General features: G+C 43.3%; 18 protein-coding genes. 9 read left to right on the top strand and 9 right to left on the bottom strand.

Annotation, left to right across the window (positions count from 1 at the left end):
- Positions 1–62 precede the first annotated feature (62 nt).
- From ACYQ3L_RS17225 to ACYQ3L_RS17215, 3 genes are all read right to left on the bottom strand, one after another.
- Positions 63–923 (bottom strand): FecR family protein, encoded by an 861-nt coding sequence (locus ACYQ3L_RS17225; protein WP_379993435.1) that lies wholly within the window; start codon positions 921–923, stop codon positions 63–65.
- Positions 920–1,471: an RNA polymerase sigma-70 factor gene (locus ACYQ3L_RS17220; protein WP_379993436.1), complete on the bottom strand. Its 552-nt coding sequence runs from the start codon at positions 1,469–1,471 to the stop codon at positions 920–922. The genes ACYQ3L_RS17225 and ACYQ3L_RS17220 overlap by 4 nt, the downstream gene beginning before the upstream one ends.
- A 116-nt stretch (positions 1,472–1,587) precedes the next feature.
- Positions 1,588–2,850, bottom strand: a complete 1,263-nt coding sequence (locus ACYQ3L_RS17215) for a carboxypeptidase-like regulatory domain-containing protein (RefSeq protein WP_379993437.1) — start codon at positions 2,848–2,850, stop codon at positions 1,588–1,590.
- A 230-nt stretch (positions 2,851–3,080) separates the two neighbouring features.
- Between ACYQ3L_RS17215 and dnaE the strand changes: the two genes are divergently transcribed.
- The 3 genes from dnaE to ACYQ3L_RS17200 all read left to right on the top strand — a co-directional run bounded on the left by dnaE (position 3,081) and on the right by ACYQ3L_RS17200 (position 7,581).
- The gene (dnaE, locus tag ACYQ3L_RS17210; protein WP_379993438.1) at positions 3,081–6,830 is read left to right on the top strand and encodes a DNA polymerase III subunit alpha; all 3,750 of its coding nucleotides are present in this window, start codon (positions 3,081–3,083) and stop codon (positions 6,828–6,830) included.
- A gap of 94 nt (positions 6,831–6,924) precedes the next feature.
- A complete protein-coding gene (trxA, locus tag ACYQ3L_RS17205) occupies positions 6,925–7,242 on the top strand; it encodes a thioredoxin (protein WP_379993439.1) in 318 nt (105 codons plus the stop codon).
- 141 nt (positions 7,243–7,383) lie between these two features.
- Entirely contained in the window at positions 7,384–7,581 is a 198-nt protein-coding gene (locus ACYQ3L_RS17200; RefSeq protein ID WP_379993440.1) for a hypothetical protein, read from the top strand.
- 24 nt (positions 7,582–7,605) lie between these two features.
- Here the strand turns inward: ACYQ3L_RS17200 and ACYQ3L_RS17195 are convergent, their stop codons facing one another.
- Genes ACYQ3L_RS17195 through ACYQ3L_RS17185 form a run of 3 tightly spaced genes read right to left on the bottom strand, consistent with a single transcriptional unit; the run spans position 7,606 to position 10,802 of the window.
- The gene (locus ACYQ3L_RS17195; protein WP_379993441.1) at positions 7,606–8,259 is read right to left on the bottom strand and encodes a nitroreductase family protein; all 654 of its coding nucleotides are present in this window, start codon (positions 8,257–8,259) and stop codon (positions 7,606–7,608) included.
- Positions 8,256–9,572, bottom strand: coding sequence for a tRNA lysidine(34) synthetase TilS (gene tilS, locus ACYQ3L_RS17190; protein ID WP_379993442.1), 1,317 nt, complete (start codon positions 9,570–9,572; stop codon positions 8,256–8,258). The genes ACYQ3L_RS17195 and tilS overlap by 4 nt, the downstream gene beginning before the upstream one ends.
- Positions 9,573–9,575: 3 nt before the next feature.
- On the bottom strand, positions 9,576–10,802 hold the full coding sequence (locus tag ACYQ3L_RS17185) for an HD domain-containing protein (protein ID WP_379993443.1): 1,227 nt from the start codon (positions 10,800–10,802) through the stop codon (positions 9,576–9,578).
- A 287-nt stretch (positions 10,803–11,089) separates the two neighbouring features.
- Between ACYQ3L_RS17185 and ACYQ3L_RS17180 the strand changes: the two genes are divergently transcribed.
- The 5 genes from ACYQ3L_RS17180 (at position 11,090) to ACYQ3L_RS17160 (ending at position 13,666) form a co-directional block, all read left to right on the top strand.
- Positions 11,090–11,518, top strand: coding sequence for an SRPBCC family protein (locus ACYQ3L_RS17180; protein WP_379993444.1), 429 nt, complete (start codon positions 11,090–11,092; stop codon positions 11,516–11,518).
- A gap of 29 nt (positions 11,519–11,547) precedes the next feature.
- Positions 11,548–11,940, top strand: a complete 393-nt coding sequence (locus ACYQ3L_RS17175; protein ID WP_379993445.1) for a VOC family protein — start codon at positions 11,548–11,550, stop codon at positions 11,938–11,940.
- A 13-nt stretch (positions 11,941–11,953) separates the two neighbouring features.
- Positions 11,954–12,382: an SRPBCC family protein gene (locus ACYQ3L_RS17170; protein ID WP_379993446.1), complete on the top strand. Its 429-nt coding sequence runs from the start codon at positions 11,954–11,956 to the stop codon at positions 12,380–12,382.
- Positions 12,383–12,431: 49 nt separating this feature from the next.
- Positions 12,432–12,905 carry a VOC family protein gene (locus ACYQ3L_RS17165; RefSeq protein ID WP_379993447.1) on the top strand — a complete coding sequence of 158 codons (474 nt, stop codon included), beginning with the start codon at positions 12,432–12,434 and terminating at the stop codon, positions 12,903–12,905.
- A 173-nt stretch (positions 12,906–13,078) separates the two neighbouring features.
- The gene (locus ACYQ3L_RS17160) at positions 13,079–13,666 is read left to right on the top strand and encodes a sugar O-acetyltransferase (protein ID WP_379993448.1); all 588 of its coding nucleotides are present in this window, start codon (positions 13,079–13,081) and stop codon (positions 13,664–13,666) included.
- Between the two features lie 2 nt (positions 13,667–13,668).
- Here ACYQ3L_RS17160 and ACYQ3L_RS17155 read toward each other — a convergent pair whose 3' ends face one another.
- The 3 genes from ACYQ3L_RS17155 to ACYQ3L_RS17145 form a co-directional block, all read right to left on the bottom strand.
- Entirely contained in the window at positions 13,669–14,238 is a 570-nt protein-coding gene (locus ACYQ3L_RS17155; protein ID WP_379993449.1) for a DUF2179 domain-containing protein, read from the bottom strand.
- A gap of 304 nt (positions 14,239–14,542) precedes the next feature.
- Positions 14,543–15,058 (bottom strand): 5' nucleotidase, NT5C type, encoded by a 516-nt coding sequence (locus ACYQ3L_RS17150; protein ID WP_379993450.1) that lies wholly within the window; start codon positions 15,056–15,058, stop codon positions 14,543–14,545.
- A gap of 33 nt (positions 15,059–15,091) precedes the next feature.
- The gene (locus ACYQ3L_RS17145; protein ID WP_379993451.1) at positions 15,092–16,102 is read right to left on the bottom strand and encodes a pirin family protein; all 1,011 of its coding nucleotides are present in this window, start codon (positions 16,100–16,102) and stop codon (positions 15,092–15,094) included.
- A 202-nt stretch (positions 16,103–16,304) separates the two neighbouring features.
- On the opposite strand from ACYQ3L_RS17145, the gene ACYQ3L_RS17140 reads away from it, so the two are divergent.
- A complete protein-coding gene (locus tag ACYQ3L_RS17140; RefSeq protein ID WP_379993452.1) occupies positions 16,305–17,180 on the top strand; it encodes a tetratricopeptide repeat protein in 876 nt (291 codons plus the stop codon).
- The last annotated feature ends 55 nt before the right edge of the window (positions 17,181–17,235 follow it).

The following is a 17,235-nucleotide window of genomic DNA, read 5'->3' as shown; positions in this document are numbered from 1 at the left end:
ATATTATTTGTAATAATTGCTATATGTTAACTAAAGATACCCGTCTTTGCCATTCTTCATTCTTAATTTTTTCCTTCCTCTATCGTAATCACATTCTCCGATTGTGTATATTTCAGGTTCAAAGCCAGGCATATCAGTTCGGCCATTGTAGCCGGTGTATTATCAGAGAACGTCACGGTGAGCAATCTGTCCCCGAGCCGCGGTGAAATGCTTAATTTAGTCGATTCCGAATTCATATTTATGATACGGATAACGTCTGCCAGCCGTTCGTCCTTGAAGTGGATCTGTTTCAGATACCTGTTGAATTTCTCATTGCCCGAAGATATTGTTTTTTGCAGATTATCCGATTCCAGCAATACTGTTTCACCCGCTTTTACATGAGTGCTTTGTCCGCTTTGCCTGAGTGTCACTTTCACTTCCCCGTGCTTTACCGATAGAGAAAACGAATCTTTATCTTTGCTTACCACGTTGAATGCAGTACCCAGTACCTCTATGCGCGCGTTTTCGGTTTCGATGAAGAACGGGCGTTCGCGGTTCTTACTGATTTCGAAAAAGGCGTCTCCCTGCAACGATACCCTTCTGCGGTCTTTTTCGAAATGAACCGGATATTCGATAGATGTCTGTTGGTCGAGGTAAACGACAGATCCGTCTTCGAGTGTAGTGACGAGGGTGGGCGCGTTTTCTTCGTTGTGCAGTATGTGCATCTTCTGACTGCCTGTATTCATATTGCGGATGACGAGCGCCGAAATGATACAGATGCATGCTACGGCTGCTATCATAGCCCATTTCATCCCTGTAGAATGTAATACGCCCCGTTTTGGACTGTTGTCCGCGGCAGGTAGTAATCCGTCTTCTTCGAAACGCTTATACAATGCGTTCCATGCATCGTCGGTCACTCTATCGTTTTTTACTTTTAAAGTCATATTATATGTGTATATTTTTCTATTTCCTGTCGTAGCAGCTGATATACTTTTGTCATCTCTGCCTCTATTGTTTTCACCGATACGGAAAGGGTTTCGGCTATTTCTTTATATTTTTTACCCTCCATGCGGTGCATCCTGAATATTCTCAGTCTGCGGTCGGGCAATTGTTTCAGGGTGCGGTTTATCACTTCTTCCAGTTCCTTGTATTCGAGTTGCTGATGAGGTGTCGCGTCCTGTTCGTCTTTTTCTTTCGATAATACTCTTTCCCTGTGCCGTTCCTGTACGGCGATGTGTTCGAGGTATTGCAGCGACTGGTTGCGTACTGCTCCATATAGATAATTCTTTACCGATCGCAGGATTTGAATACTCTCCCTGTCTTTCCACCATACGTAGAACAGTTCCTGCACTATTTCCTCTGCTATGTCCTTGCGTCCGGTTATGCTTAATCCGTACAGGCAAAGAGGGGCATAGTACTGACGGAAGACCTCTTCGAAAGTCTTTATATCCCCCTCTTTTATCTTTTTCAGTACGAATAAGTCGTTAAGCATAATTATTTTGTTCAGTTCAGTATTTCAAAGTTAAGATAAAAACGAAGAACGAAAAGTGAAAAGTGAAAAATCGAAAACAAGAAATGCAAATTCTTCACTTTTCATTTTTCACTTCATTAATTCTGTTGTTTTCTCAACTTCGATACTGCGTTTTCCAATGATTCGGTAGGCTCTATGATATTATAATCTTCCCAGAAATTAGGGTCGTAGAAATTCTGAACCTTATCCGATAACACCTGATTTTGTCCGAATGATTGTTTAAACGGGATTTTGTTTATCTTCCCGCTTTTGCGGTCGGTCACCACCATTTCGGATACAATAGTATAGCCGGTAGAGAACAGGCGGCGTTTCAGGTCGCATTTAAACTTCACTTCGCTCCATACATAGTTCAGGTAACTTTTGCCGTCTTGTTGCTTGTAAGTCACCAGAAACGATACTTCTTCAGGCTTGAAATGCATCTTGAACGGTTTTTTTCTCAATATTGCCTGTGTGGCCTTATTCCTGTCGTCCATGCTGAGGCTGAATTCGGCACGGGAAAAAGTCAGGCTTTGCTTGTCTATATACAGCTTACCGAAGTGCAGCGCATATGGAAGTACGACCTGCGGCCTGAAACTGACCACGTAATGAGGACGTTCGTCTATCATAACCGATTCTTCCATATTGTATCTGTACATACCCAGTGTATTTATGTCCAGGAACAATTCGGGATTCTTTACAACGTCCATGAATGTAGAAAGATTCGGCCCTCCCTGAAACTTTACAATCAGCGTGTCGTTTGGCTTGGGGCTTATCAGTTTACGCCCTTTGTAGACCTGTACCCTGTCACCTGCGATGTCTTGAGTGTAAGGTGTCTTGTATATGTCCAGTATGGCTTCTGATATATTTATGTAATTGCGCCTCTTTTTTATTGTTTCACGATAGAATCCAGTAAGCATATTCACTTCGGAACTATTGTTATCCCCGATTTTACGTATGGCTTCTTCTACCAGCTTTTGGGCGTCCACAGGCTGTACTATAACGTCTTTCAGCAGGTTTACGTTAGGGATGAGGTATATGGTTACTTCGTGTCCTATATCTTCCTGATTGATAGTGTACTTCATGTTACGGTAGCCGATGTGTGATATCTCCAGCGTTTTAGCTTCCAGCGCATTGTTGAGTTTGATAGAGAACACCCCGTCGGTATTGGTTATGGTACCGATATTGGTTCCCGGAACGGAAATACTGACGTATTCAAGTTTCTTGTTCGAGTTCTTGTCCTTCACTACACCACTTATGGTAATGTAGTTTGCCGACATATTCTGTGCCTGTAACGGAATGCACGCGACGGATATGAGAACGGCAAGGATCAGCTGTGCGGTTTTTGAGTATATTGCTTTCATAACAGTATTGATTAAATAATGAATATTAACCGGTTTCTACTTATATGATTGGTGAAACGATAAAAACCCTAGAGGAAAATGAAATTGTTTTTTATCAGGATTAATTTTATTCAGAATATAGTTGTTTTGAATCTTTAAAAATCCTTACTTGTTGAAAACTGCCAACCGTTTTCCTTGAGAAGAGTTCCTATTTATTGTAACTTTACAAATTGTGAAAAAGCAGAAGATATATGAATAATTTTGTACACTTACATGTCCATTCCCAATATTCCATGTTGGATGGGCAGGCCAGCATACCCAATCTTGTAGATAAAGCCATCGCCGACGGAATGAAGGCGATAGCCCTTACCGACCACGGAGCCATGTTCGGGGTAAAGGAATTTTTCAATTATGTAAAAAAGAAGAACGGCAAATACGACAGCGCCATCAAGGAACTGAAAACCCAGATAAAAGATCTGGAAAAAGACCCGGAAGGGGGTAACGGTGAACAGATAGGCGAGCTGAAAATAAAGATACAACAGGAGGAAGCCAAAAAATTCAAGCCCATTATCGGCTGCGAGTGCTATGTCGCCCGTCGCCACAGGACACTGAAAGAAGGGAAACCCGATATGAGCGGCTGGCACCTTGTGGTACTGGCTAAAAACCTGAAAGGATATAAAAATCTTATCAAGATGGTGTCGCATAGCTGGACAGAAGGCTATTACATGCGTCCGCGTATAGATAAGGAACTGCTCGAAAAATACCATGAGGGGCTTATCGTTTCCACGGCTTGCCTGGGTGGTGAAATACCTAAGAAAATACAGGCGGGAGACGTGGAGGAAACAGAAAAAGCCCTGCAATGGTTTAAAAACCTTTTCGGGGAAGATTTCTACCTCGAACTGCAGCGTCATAAGACCAATCGTCCTGACGCCAATATCGAAGCCTATCCTTTGCAGCAAAAGGTTAATACAGAACTGCTGAAACTAGGGGAGAAATTCGGCGTAAAAGTGATCGCCACCAACGATGTCCACTTTGTAGAAGAAGAGGACGCCGATGCCCACGACCGCCTTATCTGCCTGAGTACAGGCAAGGATTTCGACGACCCCAAGCGGATGCGTTATACCAAGCAGGAATGGCTGAAAACGACGGCGGAAATGAACCAGATATTCTCCGACCATCCCGAAGTATTGGGAAATACATTGGAGATAGCCGATAAGGTACAATTCTATTCCATCGATTCAGATGCTCTGATGCCGTTTTTTACCATCGATGCGTCTTTTGGTACGGAAGAGGGATATAAGATAATGTACAGCGAGGAAGACCTCTTGCTCGAATTTGGGGAGAAGGCATATAAGCGCCTCGGCGGATACGATAAAGTAATCCGTATCAAACTGGAATCGGACTATCTGAAACATCTTACAATGATAGGAGCCGACAAGCGCTATGGGAGGGACAGGAATGCCGAAACCGTGGAACGGCTCGATTTTGAACTGGATGTAATGAAAACGATGGGATTTCCCGGTTACTTCCTTATTGTACAGGACTTTATCGCCGCCGCTCGTGAAATGGGTGTGGCCGTAGGCCCCGGACGAGGTTCCGCTGCCGGTTCTGCCGTGGCTTATTGTTTGGGAATTACAGATATAGACCCTATAAAGTACGACTTGCTGTTTGAGCGTTTTCTTAATCCCGACCGTATATCCATGCCCGATATTGATATCGACTTCGATGATGACGGACGTGGAAAGGTCTTGAAATGGGTAACGGAAAAATACGGACAGGAGCGTGTTGCACATATTATTACCTATGGTACTATGGCCACTAAGTCGGCGATAAAAGACGTTGCCCGTGTACAGAAATTACCCTTGTCGGAGTCTAACAGGCTGGCAAAGTTTGTTCCCGACCGTATCCCCGATAAGAAAAAAGTGACGCTGCGCGATGCCATAGAATATGTTCCAGAACTGAAAGAGGCGGCGAACAGCCACGATCCTGTGATGCGCGATACGCTCAAATACGCGCAGATGCTTGAAGGTAATGTGCGTAATACCGGAGTGCATGCCTGCGGTATCATCATCGGACAGCAGGATATATCCGATATTGTGCCTGTGAGTACGGCTGAGGATAAGGAAACGGGCGAAAATATACTCGTTACCCAGTACGAAGGTACGGTGATCGAGGAGACGGGACTTATCAAAATGGACTTTCTGGGACTGAAAACACTCTCTATCATCAAAGAGGCCATTGAAAACATAAAACATACGACAGGTGAGACTATCAATATAGATACCATATCGCTCGAAGACCCTAAAACATATGAGCTGTACAGCCAGGGAAAAACAACGGGTACATTCCAGTTCGAGTCTGCCGGTATGCAGAAATACCTCAAAGAGCTGCAGCCGAGTAAGTTTGAAGACCTGATAGCGATGAATGCACTCTATCGCCCCGGCCCGATGGACTATATCCCTTCGTTTATTGCCCGTAAACACGGGCGGGAAGAGATATCCTACGATATCCCGGTTATGGAACGTTATTTGAACGATACTTATGGTATTACCGTATATCAGGAACAGGTCATGCTCTTGTCGCGTTTGCTTGCCGACTTTACCCGTGGCCAGTCCGACGAGTTGCGTAAGGCAATGGGTAAGAAGCTTATCGATAAGATGAACGCCCTGAAAGAGAAATTCATTGCCGGCGGTACTAAAAACGGGCATGATAAGAAAACGCTGGATAAAATATGGGCCGACTGGGAAAAATTCGCGTCATACGCGTTCAATAAATCCCATGCTACCTGTTACTCATGGGTTGCTTACCAGACAGCATGGCTGAAAGCCAATTATCCGTCGGAATATATGGCTGCCGTGCTTTCGCGAAACTTGTCCAACATCACTGAAATCACAAAGTTCATGGACGAATGCAAGGCTATGAATATGAACGTGCTCGGGCCGGATGTAAACGAGTCGTTCCTCAAGTTTTCGGTAAATCAGGAAGGAGATATACGTTTTGGACTGGCCGCTGTGAAGGGAGTGGGAGAGGGCGCCGTGATGAATATAATAGAGGAACGCCAAAATAATGGTCCGTTCAAAGATATATTCAACTTCGTAGAACGTGTCAACCTGAGTTCGTGTAACCGTAAGAATATAGAATCCCTGGCTTTGGCCGGCGCTTTCGATAATTTTCCGGAAGTAAGCCGCGAACAGTTTTTCGGAGTCAATGGCAAAGGTGAACAGTTTATAGATATGCTTATCCGTTATGGTAATAAGTACCAATTGGATAAAAACACAGCAGCCAATTCGCTGTTCGGAGGAGATACGTCATTCGATATAGCGCATCCCGAAATACCAAAGGTGGAAAAATGGTCGGATCTTGAACGCCTGAATAAAGAACGCGAACTGATAGGCATTTACCTTTCGGCGCATCCGCTCGATGAATATAAGATAGTGCTTAGCTATGTGTGTAATGTGGGTATGTCGGAAATAGAAGATAAGGACGCCCTGAAAAATAAGGAAGTGACTCTGGGCGGGCTGGTATCGGCTGTGAGGGAAGGTATTACCAAGAACGGGAAACCGTTTATGATTATTCGTATCGAGGATTTCACGGGAAGCGGCGAACTTCCATTATTTGGTGACGATTATATCAACTTTGGAAAATACGGGCGTCCGGGATTATATGTATATATAAAAGGACGTGTACAGCCGCGCAAATTTGACCAGACCCAGTTTGAGTTTAAAATATTTTCGATACAACTGCTGCCGGATGTAAAAGACCGCCTGATAGAGAAAATAACGATTACTTTACCGCTGCATGATATGAATACGCAGATGGTGGAAGAATTGTCTACTTTAACAAAAAACAATCCCGGTAATTCATTGTTATATTTTCAGGTAGTTGATGGGGAACGAAATATGAAAGTAGATTTGTTTTCAAGAAGCTTTAAAATAAATGTTAAGCAGGAACTTATTGATTATCTGATAGAAAACGAAAATCTTGTATTTAAAGTAAATTGAAATTTTTATATTTTAAATAGATTAATTACCTTTGCAAAACAAAACTTGAGGATAGATAACATAAATATTATAAATAAACTGATAAATAAAAACTATGGCTTTAGAGATTACAGACGCAGGGTTTGAAGATGTACTGAAATCAGACAAACCTCTGGTAATAGATTTTTGGGCGGAGTGGTGTGGCCCTTGCCGCATGGTAGGTCCTATCGTGGAAGAATTGGCTGCCGAATACGCCGGTAAAGTAACTATTGGTAAAGTAGATGTGGATAATAATGACGATATTACGTCCAAATATGGTATCCGCAACATTCCTACAATCCTGTTCATAAAAAACGGTGAAGTAGTGGACAAACAAGTAGGCGCAGCTCAGAAAGCCGTACTGGCAGAGAAAATAGAGAATATGCTGAAATAAAGTTCCCCGATATTGATAAAGAAAGCCTGTCAGATGAGACAGGCTTTTTTTGTGGGCTTTATCACCTGGGGATTAGCCCCGGTTGAACTAATCGTTTTACCTTCTGTTATAATATAATGGATGAATTAAAGTAGTTTCGGGATGGAAGTATATTCGATTCTTTTGTATGTTAGTATAGCCATGTTTGCCGCCAGCATTGTGTTGTGGTACATTTCGGGCAGGTATATAAAAGAACATAAACCGGCCTTATCCCGGAGGATGGTCTATATAGGCGGATTTATGTTCTCTTTTTCGATTCTGGAGGCTTTGATAGCCTTGATAATCTGGTCTTCGAAATAGCCCCGTTTGGGTATCTGTGGAGGATTATCTTATATACTGCACCTTACTCTCATCCCTTGGCTTGGCATCCGGCGATTCGTTCTTATAACCGGCGGCAATACCAAAAACAACTTCGTGTGTATCAGGCATATTTATTTCTTTCAGGAAACCTTTCGAATCGGGGTCGTTCAATATACCGGCCATATTGCCGATGGTACATGTCCCGATATTCATAGATTCGGCACTGAGGAGAATATTCTGTGCCAGTAGTCCGCAATCGACCGCGCTATAAGGATTACTCTTATCCTTGCCTACGATGATGAGGGTCGGCGCTCCGTGAAATACGCTGAATCCCGGCTCTTGCGCACGGGCTGCGCTTCCTTGCAGGTTTTTACCCCTGGCCTTTTCTACAAAACTGTTGTTGATCCTGCTCAATAAATAGGCATTCTGTATAACCCTTACTTCCCACGATTGCCTGTTCAGTGCACTCGGTGCATTTATGGCACATTTTACTATTGTATCCAGTTGCTCCGGTGTTATCTGTTCCGGTTTGTATGAGCGTATGCTTCTACGGCTCATAATAGCTTCTACTACAGCATTTTTTTGTTCCATATCACTCGTCTTTTCTTTTGTTGGATTGTTGCAGGAGAATAGCATAAGGGAGGCTATCGCTGCTATAAACATTTTCTTCATTTTCATTTACTATATATTATTTTCACCACTTCCGTTGTCTTATCCGTTATTTTGAACCGCTCGTCGGAGCGATGCCCGACTATCCATACTATATCATCTCCCGAACAGAGCAACCAGGCGGCTTCCTTGTCGAACAGGCTGAACTTATTGTCGGAAAAATAATCGCTTACTTTCTTTTTTCCCTTCATTCCGAAAGGCATAAACCAATCGCCCTGCCTCCATTTGCGGAGGGTTAACGGATAAGTCAGTTTGTCAGCGTCGGCGTATGTTATATCGGGATTCTTTTCTATGGAGAAGCCCCCGTTTACCGGAATACGTTCTATTTTCAGATGTATGGGGCGCGATAAGATACTTTCATCTTCATGGATATTATACCGTTCTATTTTGAGATTGTCCTTTTTCTTTAAGATGAGGTATCCTCTATCCTTGAGTAATTCATGCGTTTCCGAATAAAATATTTTACCCGACTGGCTTATAACTGATTCGAATACCTGCCGCACCGTAGCCGAATTGAACCCATACGGAGAAAGAAGCTCGAAGAGGATAGCTTCCGGCTCCAGATACTGAACCAGCATGGATATATTTATTTTATTATCTGCGAATATACTGGCTTTCACCTGAGCCATATACATGTAATATATGTTTGCCACCTGCGTCAGATGTTCGGCTGTTTTGTTTACAGATTCTTTTACCGAGGGGTTTATAGCTTCCAGCATCGGGATTACATTCAGTCTTATCTTATTCCGGGCATACATATCTTCATTGTTGGTGCTGTCATCTACGAACGACATTCGCCTTTCTTTCAGATACTCTATTATTTCGTCGCGGCTCACACATAATAATGGCCGGATAACATATCCGTTTACAGGCGCAATGCCGGTAAGTCCGCGGATACCTGTTCCCCTGATAAGATTGAGAAGAATGGTCTCCACCGAATCGTCGCGGTGGTGGGCTACGGCTATTTTGTCGGCCATATGTATAACCCTGAGTTGTTCGAACCAGTTGTAACGCAGTTCACGGGCAGCCATTTCTATCGAAACGGAATTTACGGCGGCATAGGCTTCCGTGTCGAAATCGACACGCTCGTATTTCAGATTATATTTTTTGCAAAGTTCTTCTACAAAAAACGCATCCCTGTTGGACTCCTCGCCCCGTAGGTGAAAATTACAGTGTGCAACGACACATTCGAGGCCGAAGCTATGCAGGATATCCAGCAAAGCTACAGAATCTGCTCCTCCGCTGACGCCTACGATAATTTTCTCTCCTCCGGCAAGTAATCCGTTGGCAACGATATACTGTTCTACTCTTGAAATATCCATAATTTAAATTTTCAGGTACGAAAAGTAATATTTCTGTACTTTTTTAGACAGCAGTTGTATATTCAGCATGTCCGATGCTTCGGATATATCCCTGATAGTCCCGTCATTGTACAGGATATCTATACTGTCATCAGCTTCATTATACATATTTGTATAAATAACATCGGACGAATAAAAGAAAGATGCTTCATATTCATTCACTCCGAGCTGCTCGGTATAAGCCGTGATATGTTTCTGTATCTGATGTTCAGACAGCGGTTCGTTGGTTATTTCTATTTTAAACAGGTTCCTGTTTATTAAAGCCGTGCTAAGCGTGGACAATACTTTGTCTTCGTTGACTGCCCATACCTTCAGCGCACACCAGATGTCATTATCGTCCAGACCCGCGAAATGCTTCAATACTTCTTCCCGTTGCCCGTCAAAGAATTCCCTGCTTACATCATTCTCCAGAAAATACAGGAAGGCCGGAGATGCAAACAGCTTTACACCCTTATCGCTTAGTTCTTTTGCCCTTGTCAGTGTTTTTATCAGCATTTTCTCGGCAGCGACGGCCGTTTTATGCAGATATACCTGCCAGTACATCAGCCGGCGCGACATCAGGAAATTTTCTATCGAATAAATACCTTTGGCCTCTACAACAAGGCGGTCGTTGCGTAGGTCAAGCATCTTGATAATACGGGCCGAACCTATATTTCCTTCGGTTACACCCGTAAAGAAGCTGTCGCGGCGCAGGTAATCGAGACGGTCTACATCCAGTTGACCGCTCACCAGCTGATGAAGGAATTTCTTCGGATATTCGTTCTTAAATATTGAAATACAGATATCAAGTTCGCCGTTCAGTTCTTCGTTCAGGTTCTCCATCAGTGCAAGGGAAAATTCCTCGTGGTGAATGCCGTTTGTCAGCGTATATTCCAGTACATGCGAAAAAGGCCCGTGCCCTACATCATGCAGCAGGATACAGGCTAATGCCCCGTTAGCTTCGTCAGCGGTTATTTCGTGGCCTTTTATTCTCAGGTTGTTTATAGCCTCGTCCATCAGGTACATAGCGCCTATGGAATGGTGCAAGCGGGTGTGTTGCGCTCCCGGATACACAAAAGAGGCCAGTCCCAGTTGCTTGATACGGTGCAGCCGTTGCAGGAAAGGGTGCTGTATAAGTCTGTAAAGAAAATTATTCGGGATGGTGATAAAACCGAATACGGGATCGTTAATTATTTTTTTCTTATTACTCATCAGTAACAGTGTATTTTAATATTTTAGAGATCAAAGATACAGAGAATTTAATAAATGCGAATCAGGTGTTGGTTTATTATGATTGTTATATGGAATCAAACCCAACCCCCTGATCCGCATAACTAATTAAGGTTTATATTAAGGTGACGAATGAAAAATTATTCATTATCAGGGATTTTATATTTTACCAACAATAACTAACTACATATTAACTTTTTCTACTGAACATGCGCATTCTCTTTTCTGTTTAAATAAAATACATTATTATCAATTTAATATACCACATCATGAGCAGCACCCCCATTATAGTAGAAAAAATTTATTCCGCACCCGTGTCCAAGATATGGAAGGCTATAACCGATAAAGAACAGATGGAGGAATGGTATTTCACCATCGAGGACTTTGAGCTCAGGGAAGGGGCAGAATTTAATTTTTCTGTGCCTTTCGAAGATATTATTTATCATCACCGTTGCGTAATAAAAGAAATAGTTCCCCTGAAAAGATTAATACACACATGGACACATCCCACCCAGAGCAGAGGCGAGTCGGTAGTTACCTGGGATTTGCAACCGCAGGACGGCGGTACTAAAGTAACGCTTACCCATACAGGTGTAGAAAACTTTGCCGATGCAGGAGCTGACTTTTCCCGCGAAAACTATGTGGCGGGTTGGGAAGAAATATTAGGAACATCCCTTAGGAATTTCCTGTCAAAGTGATTTAATTACCAATAAAAAACAATAACAGTATGGCAACAAAAACGAATCCCGTAGTATGGTTTGAGATTTATGTAGACGACATGGCACGTGCCCGTAAGTTTTACGAAGAAGTGTTGGACAAAGAACTGACCGATATGCCGATGGAAGGTGCGACGGACTACAATATGGTAATGTTTCCAATGGTCGACGATATGGATGCGCCCAATGCATCCGGAGCGCTGGTGTGGATGAAAGATGTAAAAGCCGGGGGCAACAGCACGGTTGTGTATTTCGGCTGCGAGGATTGTGCCGTGGAAGGAGGCAGGGTAATAACTGCAGGCGGGCAGATACACCAACCTAAATTCTCGATTGGAGAATATGGTTTTATCGTGCTTGCAGTAGATACTGAGGGTAATATCTTCGGACTACATTCAATGAAGTGAAAAAAACATAAGGATGGAACAAAAAAAGGAAGGAATCACCGTACAGGTACAGGTCAATTTCTCACCTCATATTGTGTGGGAGTACTGGACCGATCCAGAGCATATAGTCCACTGGAACTGCGCCTCCGACGACTGGCATACTCCTAGCGCCGTAAATGACCTGCAACAGGGTGGATGGTTCAGGTGGCGTATGGAAGCCAAAGACCGCAGCGCAGGTTTCGATTTCGAGGGACGTTACGATGAGATTGTACCGAACGAAAAGATCGTATATACAATGGCCGACGGACGCAGAGTACAAATCTTATTCACGAATGTAGACAATAATACCCGGATCACCGAAACATTCGATGCCGAAAACCTGAATCCCGTTGAAATGCAGCGTGCCGGATGGCAGGCTATACTGGACAGGTTTAAATATTATGTGGAGTTGAACGAGAAATAAATTGTACTGATAATCGCCTGTTTGTTTCACTATAACTAAAAAGATAATCATGAAATATCAGATAATACCCTGCCTGTGGTTCGATGGCAAGGCCGAAGAAGCCGTACGTTTCTATGTGTCTGTTTTCAAAAATTCGAAGATACACGACATCACATATTACGGTAAAGAAGGCTTTGAAATACACAATCAGCCCGAAGGAACCGTACTTACCGTAGAATTCGAAATCAACGGACAGGCATTTACCGCACTCAATGGCGGACCCGAATTCCGCTTCAACGAATCGGTCTCGTTTCAGGTATATTGCGATACTCAGGAAGAGATAAATTATTACTGGGATACGCTCATAGCCGATGGCGGCGAGGAAAGCTATTGTGGCTGGCTGAAAGATAAATACGGCCTTTCGTGGCAGATAGTCCCCGCTATCCTTACCGATCTGATGAAAGATCCGGAGAGATCCGGACGGGTGACGGATGCATTTATGCAAATGAGAAAATTCGATATAGAGAAGCTGATAAATGCCTGATTGAATATAGCTCTTTACAGAGATAAAGGGCAGGTAACAGTTGTTGCCTGCTCTTTTGTTTTCCGATATTAGGGAATTGTAAGACTGGCAAATAAGGTGAAAAATGGATTTGATAAAGGATTATTTTATTAAATATGCCGTATATTTGAATTTGTAACTATAAAACAGGACTCATGACAGAAAAAGAAAAAGCGGCAGCAGGGCTTCTCTACGATGCTAACAACGACCAGGATATTTTACGGGCAAGAGAAAGGGCTAAAGAGATACTTTACGACTACAACCTTTTGCGCCCTGGTATGCAGACAGAGAAAAAGCAGCTGTTGAAAAGCCTGCTGGGTAAAGCCGGTAACAACTTTATATTTGAGCCTCCGTTCTTTTGCGACTATGGCTACAATATCGAGATAGGCGAAAACTTTTTCGCCAATATGAATTTCGTAGTCCTCGACGGAGCAAAGGTCACCATAGGCAGCAATGTATTCATAGCACCTGGTGTAGGTATCTATACCGCCGGACATCCATTCGATGTGAAGCAGCGCATTAGCGGCCTCGAATACGCTTTCCCTGTTACTATAGGCAATAATGTATGGATAGGCGCGGGGGTACACATTCTACCCGGAGTTACTATCGGTGATAATACGGTGATAGGCGCGGGCAGCGTGGTGTCGAAAGACATTCCTTCCAATGTGCTGGCTGCAGGCAATCCGTGCAGGGTGATAAGGCCGATAACCGATTCGGATAAGGATAAATATAAGCTGGTATAGTTCTATTTTCTCTTACTGGCGGCAATAGTCCTGTTGCTCCACTTATTCATTGCAAATATACCTTTCTTTTTGTAGCGGATATCCTCTACCAGATAGAATGCATCGGGATCGAAGCCGGTGATCATAGACACCACTTCATCGAGTGACTTGCGGCCGATGACTATCTCTATGATATGTACCTGCGATACAGCACCTTCACCTTTTACGAAAGTAGCCCCTATATTATGTTTATTGAGGTCTTTTATCAATTCGGGGACATCCTTTTTCGTATATACCCTCAGTAGTTGATAGCCGAATGCAATGCGGTTTTCGACCAGTATGCCCACATAGTTTCCCGCGGCGTATCCCCCGGCATATGCCACATATGCAATAATACTGTTGGCATGAGCGAATATCTGCGATATGATCACCACCCAGATGAATACTTCGAAGAAGCCGACAATGGGAGCTTTGTATCTTTCGCCTTTGGATACGAAAATAATGCGCAACGTGCCAAGTGTGACATCACAAATACGTCCGAAGAAAATCATCAGGGGCAACAGCCATGGATCGGTCTCGAAAATTGCAAACATGATATACAGTTTTTTACGGGTAAGAATATATTAAGAGCATCTGTACTATAAAGGTACGGAATAATAGCGGTATAAGCCAATGTTTCTATGCTATTGTACGATTTTACATTTAAAGTCCGGATTCAAATGCCTTATTTTACATCATGCAATAATTCTTTCGTCATACAATCGCATAGGTATTTCAGGTTAAAAAAGGTTTGGATTTAAACAAATGGGGCTGTTTCGCGACGGATACAGCCCCGTCCTATATTTCCTTTGTTATAATGTTTAAGATATTTATGAGATGGCAGCTAAATTCTTTTATCTAAAGAATACTCACTACGTCCTTCCAGTTATAAGCTCTTATATGCCTGCCATTCTCCATTCCGGCATTGTGCGGCTGAGTAAACAAGACCGTCTTCCCTTCAAAATAGTCAAGGTTTTTGAAGTGGTCGTCGAGCATAATATCTCCTTTTACCGAATCCTTTTTACCGCAAAAAATCATCTGTTCCCACGTTATGAACGGGTAATATTCATTCAGCCAGTACAGTTTCTCACTCAGGCTGTCGGGAAATTCCGTTGCTGACGATACTATAAGTACCTTGTATTTACCGTTCAGGTATTTCAATCCCTCCACGCTACCTTCTATGGTGGGTGCGTTGCGGAAAAATCCTTTTGTACGCACATATTTCCCGGCATTGGCAAATGCTTTCATTTCCAATACTCCTTCCATATCTTTCAATGATCGTTTTATTCCCAGCTCCTCAAACTCGAGTTTGAGAAACTGGGAATATACATCGGCCAATACACCGTCCATGTCTACTAATAGTTGTTGTTTCATATTCTTTGTCGTTGTACAGAGTCTTTTTAAGTTTTACGGTTTCTCTATCTGACTACCGTTTTCATAATTGGCAAAGCGCCCGTCTCCGCTTTCGTTCACAGGCCCGGGACTATACCATTGCCAACCGCCGAAGCGCGTATGCTCATAGTCTGCAATGGCCTGTTCTATCTCGTCCCGGGTATTCATTACAAAAGGCCCGTATGTAGCCACCGACTCACGGATAGGCTCGCCTTCGAGCAATAGTAAACGGCTTTCCGTCCCGCCGTTTTTTAATATGATGTCTTCATTGCCGTTGAGTTCGGCACAATGGTTTACGGCGAGCCGTTGTCCTTCTATATCCACTTCGTCACCTTCGTATAGGTAAAGCATACGGTTGAGGGTCGGCGATACTTTCGGGATACTTAACTCTGCCTCCGGCTGCATAGTTATCAGCCAGATGTTTACATGATTTCCGCGATTATAAGCCCACGAAGCAGGTAAAGGGTCAGGTGATTGTATATTCTTGTAGCTTCCCGCTATTATCTTTATGCTGCTCGTATGTCCGTTTGCATCTTTCTCCTTCGCAACGGGGATTTGCTCATTCCAAAGCATTTTGTATGCGGGAGTCGCAAATTTATTTTTCCGGGGCAAATTGAGCCATATTTGGAACAACTCCATCGGATTGTCTTCGGTTTCGGACAGTATGGGAAACATTTCGGAATGCTGAATGCCCGCCCCTGCTGTCATCCACTGTACATCACCCTGTCCGTAACGGCCTTTCGAACCTTTGGAATCGAAATGGTCTACAAATCCTTCGGTTACCACAGTTATCGTCTCAAATCCGCGGTGCGGATGAACGGGAAATCCCGGGATAGTATCGCCATAATACATGCGCCACGGGGCTTTGTGGTCGAAGTCTTCCCCGATTCTTCTGCCATCGGGATAATAGACAGGTTCCATCTTTCCGTTTCCTTTCGGAAAAAGGTCTTTGTGGTGGAAGCATACGATAAACGGGTTCTTTACTTGCAGTTGGAATCCCATTTTTTCTGTTTTAATTACTTTCATACAAATGATTTTTCGTTTATCCTTCTCTGATGGGAGGAAATAAATCCATTCATTGCAAAATCCATAAGTGTATATGCAATATATCCGCATACTAAACGTTCTTCTGTCATGTAAAGCAACAGATTTTATTGTCCTCCGACATTTTAACAAATATACGAAATAATACTTATATTTGCTTCTTCTAACATGTATATTACTCATTATGAAACATCTGTTTTTTATACTTCTGATCACCTCCTGCTTATCGTCACAAGCTCAGGACAAAGAGAATAAAGTGCGTGCTGAATCGCTGGCGGCAATGGCTGTGGGCAAGGAAGCCGAAGGCGGCAGTATGGAAGAAGTATCGGCCATATTGGAACAAGCAGTGAAAGCCGCCCCGTCGCATGCCGACCTGTATGCCATATGGGGCTTTCTGGCTATGAAACGTGCCGAGAAAGGTTCGGATGCGGAACTGTATGAAATCAGTTTCGAGAAATTCAATAAGTCCGTAGAACTGAAACAATCGCCTGAAGTGTACGGATTGTGGGCGGGCGCGCTCATCTTTTATGCCAACCTGAAAAAAGACGAAAGTGTGTATGAAGAATGCTTCGACAAGTTGCAGAAAGCAATAGATGTGAATCCCCGGTTTATACAGGCTTATCTGGTGTGGGGACAGACTTTGCTGAAGCTGGCGATGGACAGGAACGACGCCGGGCTTTACAGGCAATCCATAGAAAAATATAACAAAGTGCTGGAACTGGATGCCAATTCGCTCGATGCTAATACGGGAAAGGGATATGCCTGCCTGAGCCTTGGGAAAATAGAGAAGGACCATATCAAATACGAAGAGGAACTGGTGGCGTCGTATCTGAAGGCGGAGCAACAGGGCAGCCAGTCGGCCGCCTATAATCTGGCCTGCTATTATTCCCTTGTTAAGGAAAAGGAGGAAGCTCACAAATGGCTCGAAAAGACCATTGTAAAGCAATACACTATAAAAATGGACAAGCTGGACAAGAAGCGCATCGAAGACGATCAGGACTTCAATAATATCCGCCGGGATAAAAAATATAAGGAGATACTGTCAGCGTATTTTAATTAACTTGTCCGGCATAGGTTTATGAAAACGTAACTTGACCTGCATGTCTCCTCCGGTT

This window comes from Dysgonomonas termitidis (assembly GCF_054657735.1).
This window is presented reverse-complemented; position numbering and strand designations above follow the sequence as displayed.

What these genes read in the sequence shown, in the direction of transcription:
- ACYQ3L_RS17195 (WP_379993441.1), bottom strand. Translation starts at nt 8,259, where the DNA reads ATGAAAATGAAGAAAATGTTTATAGCAGCGATAGCCTCCCTTATGCTA.
- ACYQ3L_RS17225 (WP_379993435.1), bottom strand. Translation starts at nt 923, where the DNA reads ATGACTTTAAAAGTAAAAAACGATAGAGTGACCGACGATGCATGGAAC.
- ACYQ3L_RS17155 (WP_379993449.1), bottom strand. Translation starts at nt 14,238, where the DNA reads ATGTTTGCAATTTTCGAGACCGATCCATGGCTGTTGCCCCTGATGATT.
- ACYQ3L_RS17150 (WP_379993450.1), bottom strand. Translation starts at nt 15,058, where the DNA reads ATGAAACAACAACTATTAGTAGACATGGACGGTGTATTGGCCGATGTA.
- trxA (WP_379993439.1), top strand. Translation starts at nt 6,925, where the DNA reads ATGGCTTTAGAGATTACAGACGCAGGGTTTGAAGATGTACTGAAATCA.
- ACYQ3L_RS17220 (WP_379993436.1), bottom strand. Translation starts at nt 1,471, where the DNA reads ATGCTTAACGACTTATTCGTACTGAAAAAGATAAAAGAGGGGGATATA.
- ACYQ3L_RS17200 (WP_379993440.1), top strand. Translation starts at nt 7,384, where the DNA reads ATGGAAGTATATTCGATTCTTTTGTATGTTAGTATAGCCATGTTTGCC.
- ACYQ3L_RS17215 (WP_379993437.1), bottom strand. Translation starts at nt 2,850, where the DNA reads ATGAAAGCAATATACTCAAAAACCGCACAGCTGATCCTTGCCGTTCTC.
- ACYQ3L_RS17160 (WP_379993448.1), top strand. Translation starts at nt 13,079, where the DNA reads ATGACAGAAAAAGAAAAAGCGGCAGCAGGGCTTCTCTACGATGCTAAC.
- ACYQ3L_RS17165 (WP_379993447.1), top strand. Translation starts at nt 12,432, where the DNA reads ATGAAATATCAGATAATACCCTGCCTGTGGTTCGATGGCAAGGCCGAA.
- ACYQ3L_RS17140 (WP_379993452.1), top strand. Translation starts at nt 16,305, where the DNA reads ATGAAACATCTGTTTTTTATACTTCTGATCACCTCCTGCTTATCGTCA.
- ACYQ3L_RS17180 (WP_379993444.1), top strand. Translation starts at nt 11,090, where the DNA reads ATGAGCAGCACCCCCATTATAGTAGAAAAAATTTATTCCGCACCCGTG.
- tilS (WP_379993442.1), bottom strand. Translation starts at nt 9,572, where the DNA reads ATGGATATTTCAAGAGTAGAACAGTATATCGTTGCCAACGGATTACTT.
- dnaE (WP_379993438.1), top strand. Translation starts at nt 3,081, where the DNA reads ATGAATAATTTTGTACACTTACATGTCCATTCCCAATATTCCATGTTG.
- ACYQ3L_RS17145 (WP_379993451.1), bottom strand. Translation starts at nt 16,102, where the DNA reads ATGAAAGTAATTAAAACAGAAAAAATGGGATTCCAACTGCAAGTAAAG.
- ACYQ3L_RS17175 (WP_379993445.1), top strand. Translation starts at nt 11,548, where the DNA reads ATGGCAACAAAAACGAATCCCGTAGTATGGTTTGAGATTTATGTAGAC.
- ACYQ3L_RS17185 (WP_379993443.1), bottom strand. Translation starts at nt 10,802, where the DNA reads ATGAGTAATAAGAAAAAAATAATTAACGATCCCGTATTCGGTTTTATC.
- ACYQ3L_RS17170 (WP_379993446.1), top strand. Translation starts at nt 11,954, where the DNA reads ATGGAACAAAAAAAGGAAGGAATCACCGTACAGGTACAGGTCAATTTC.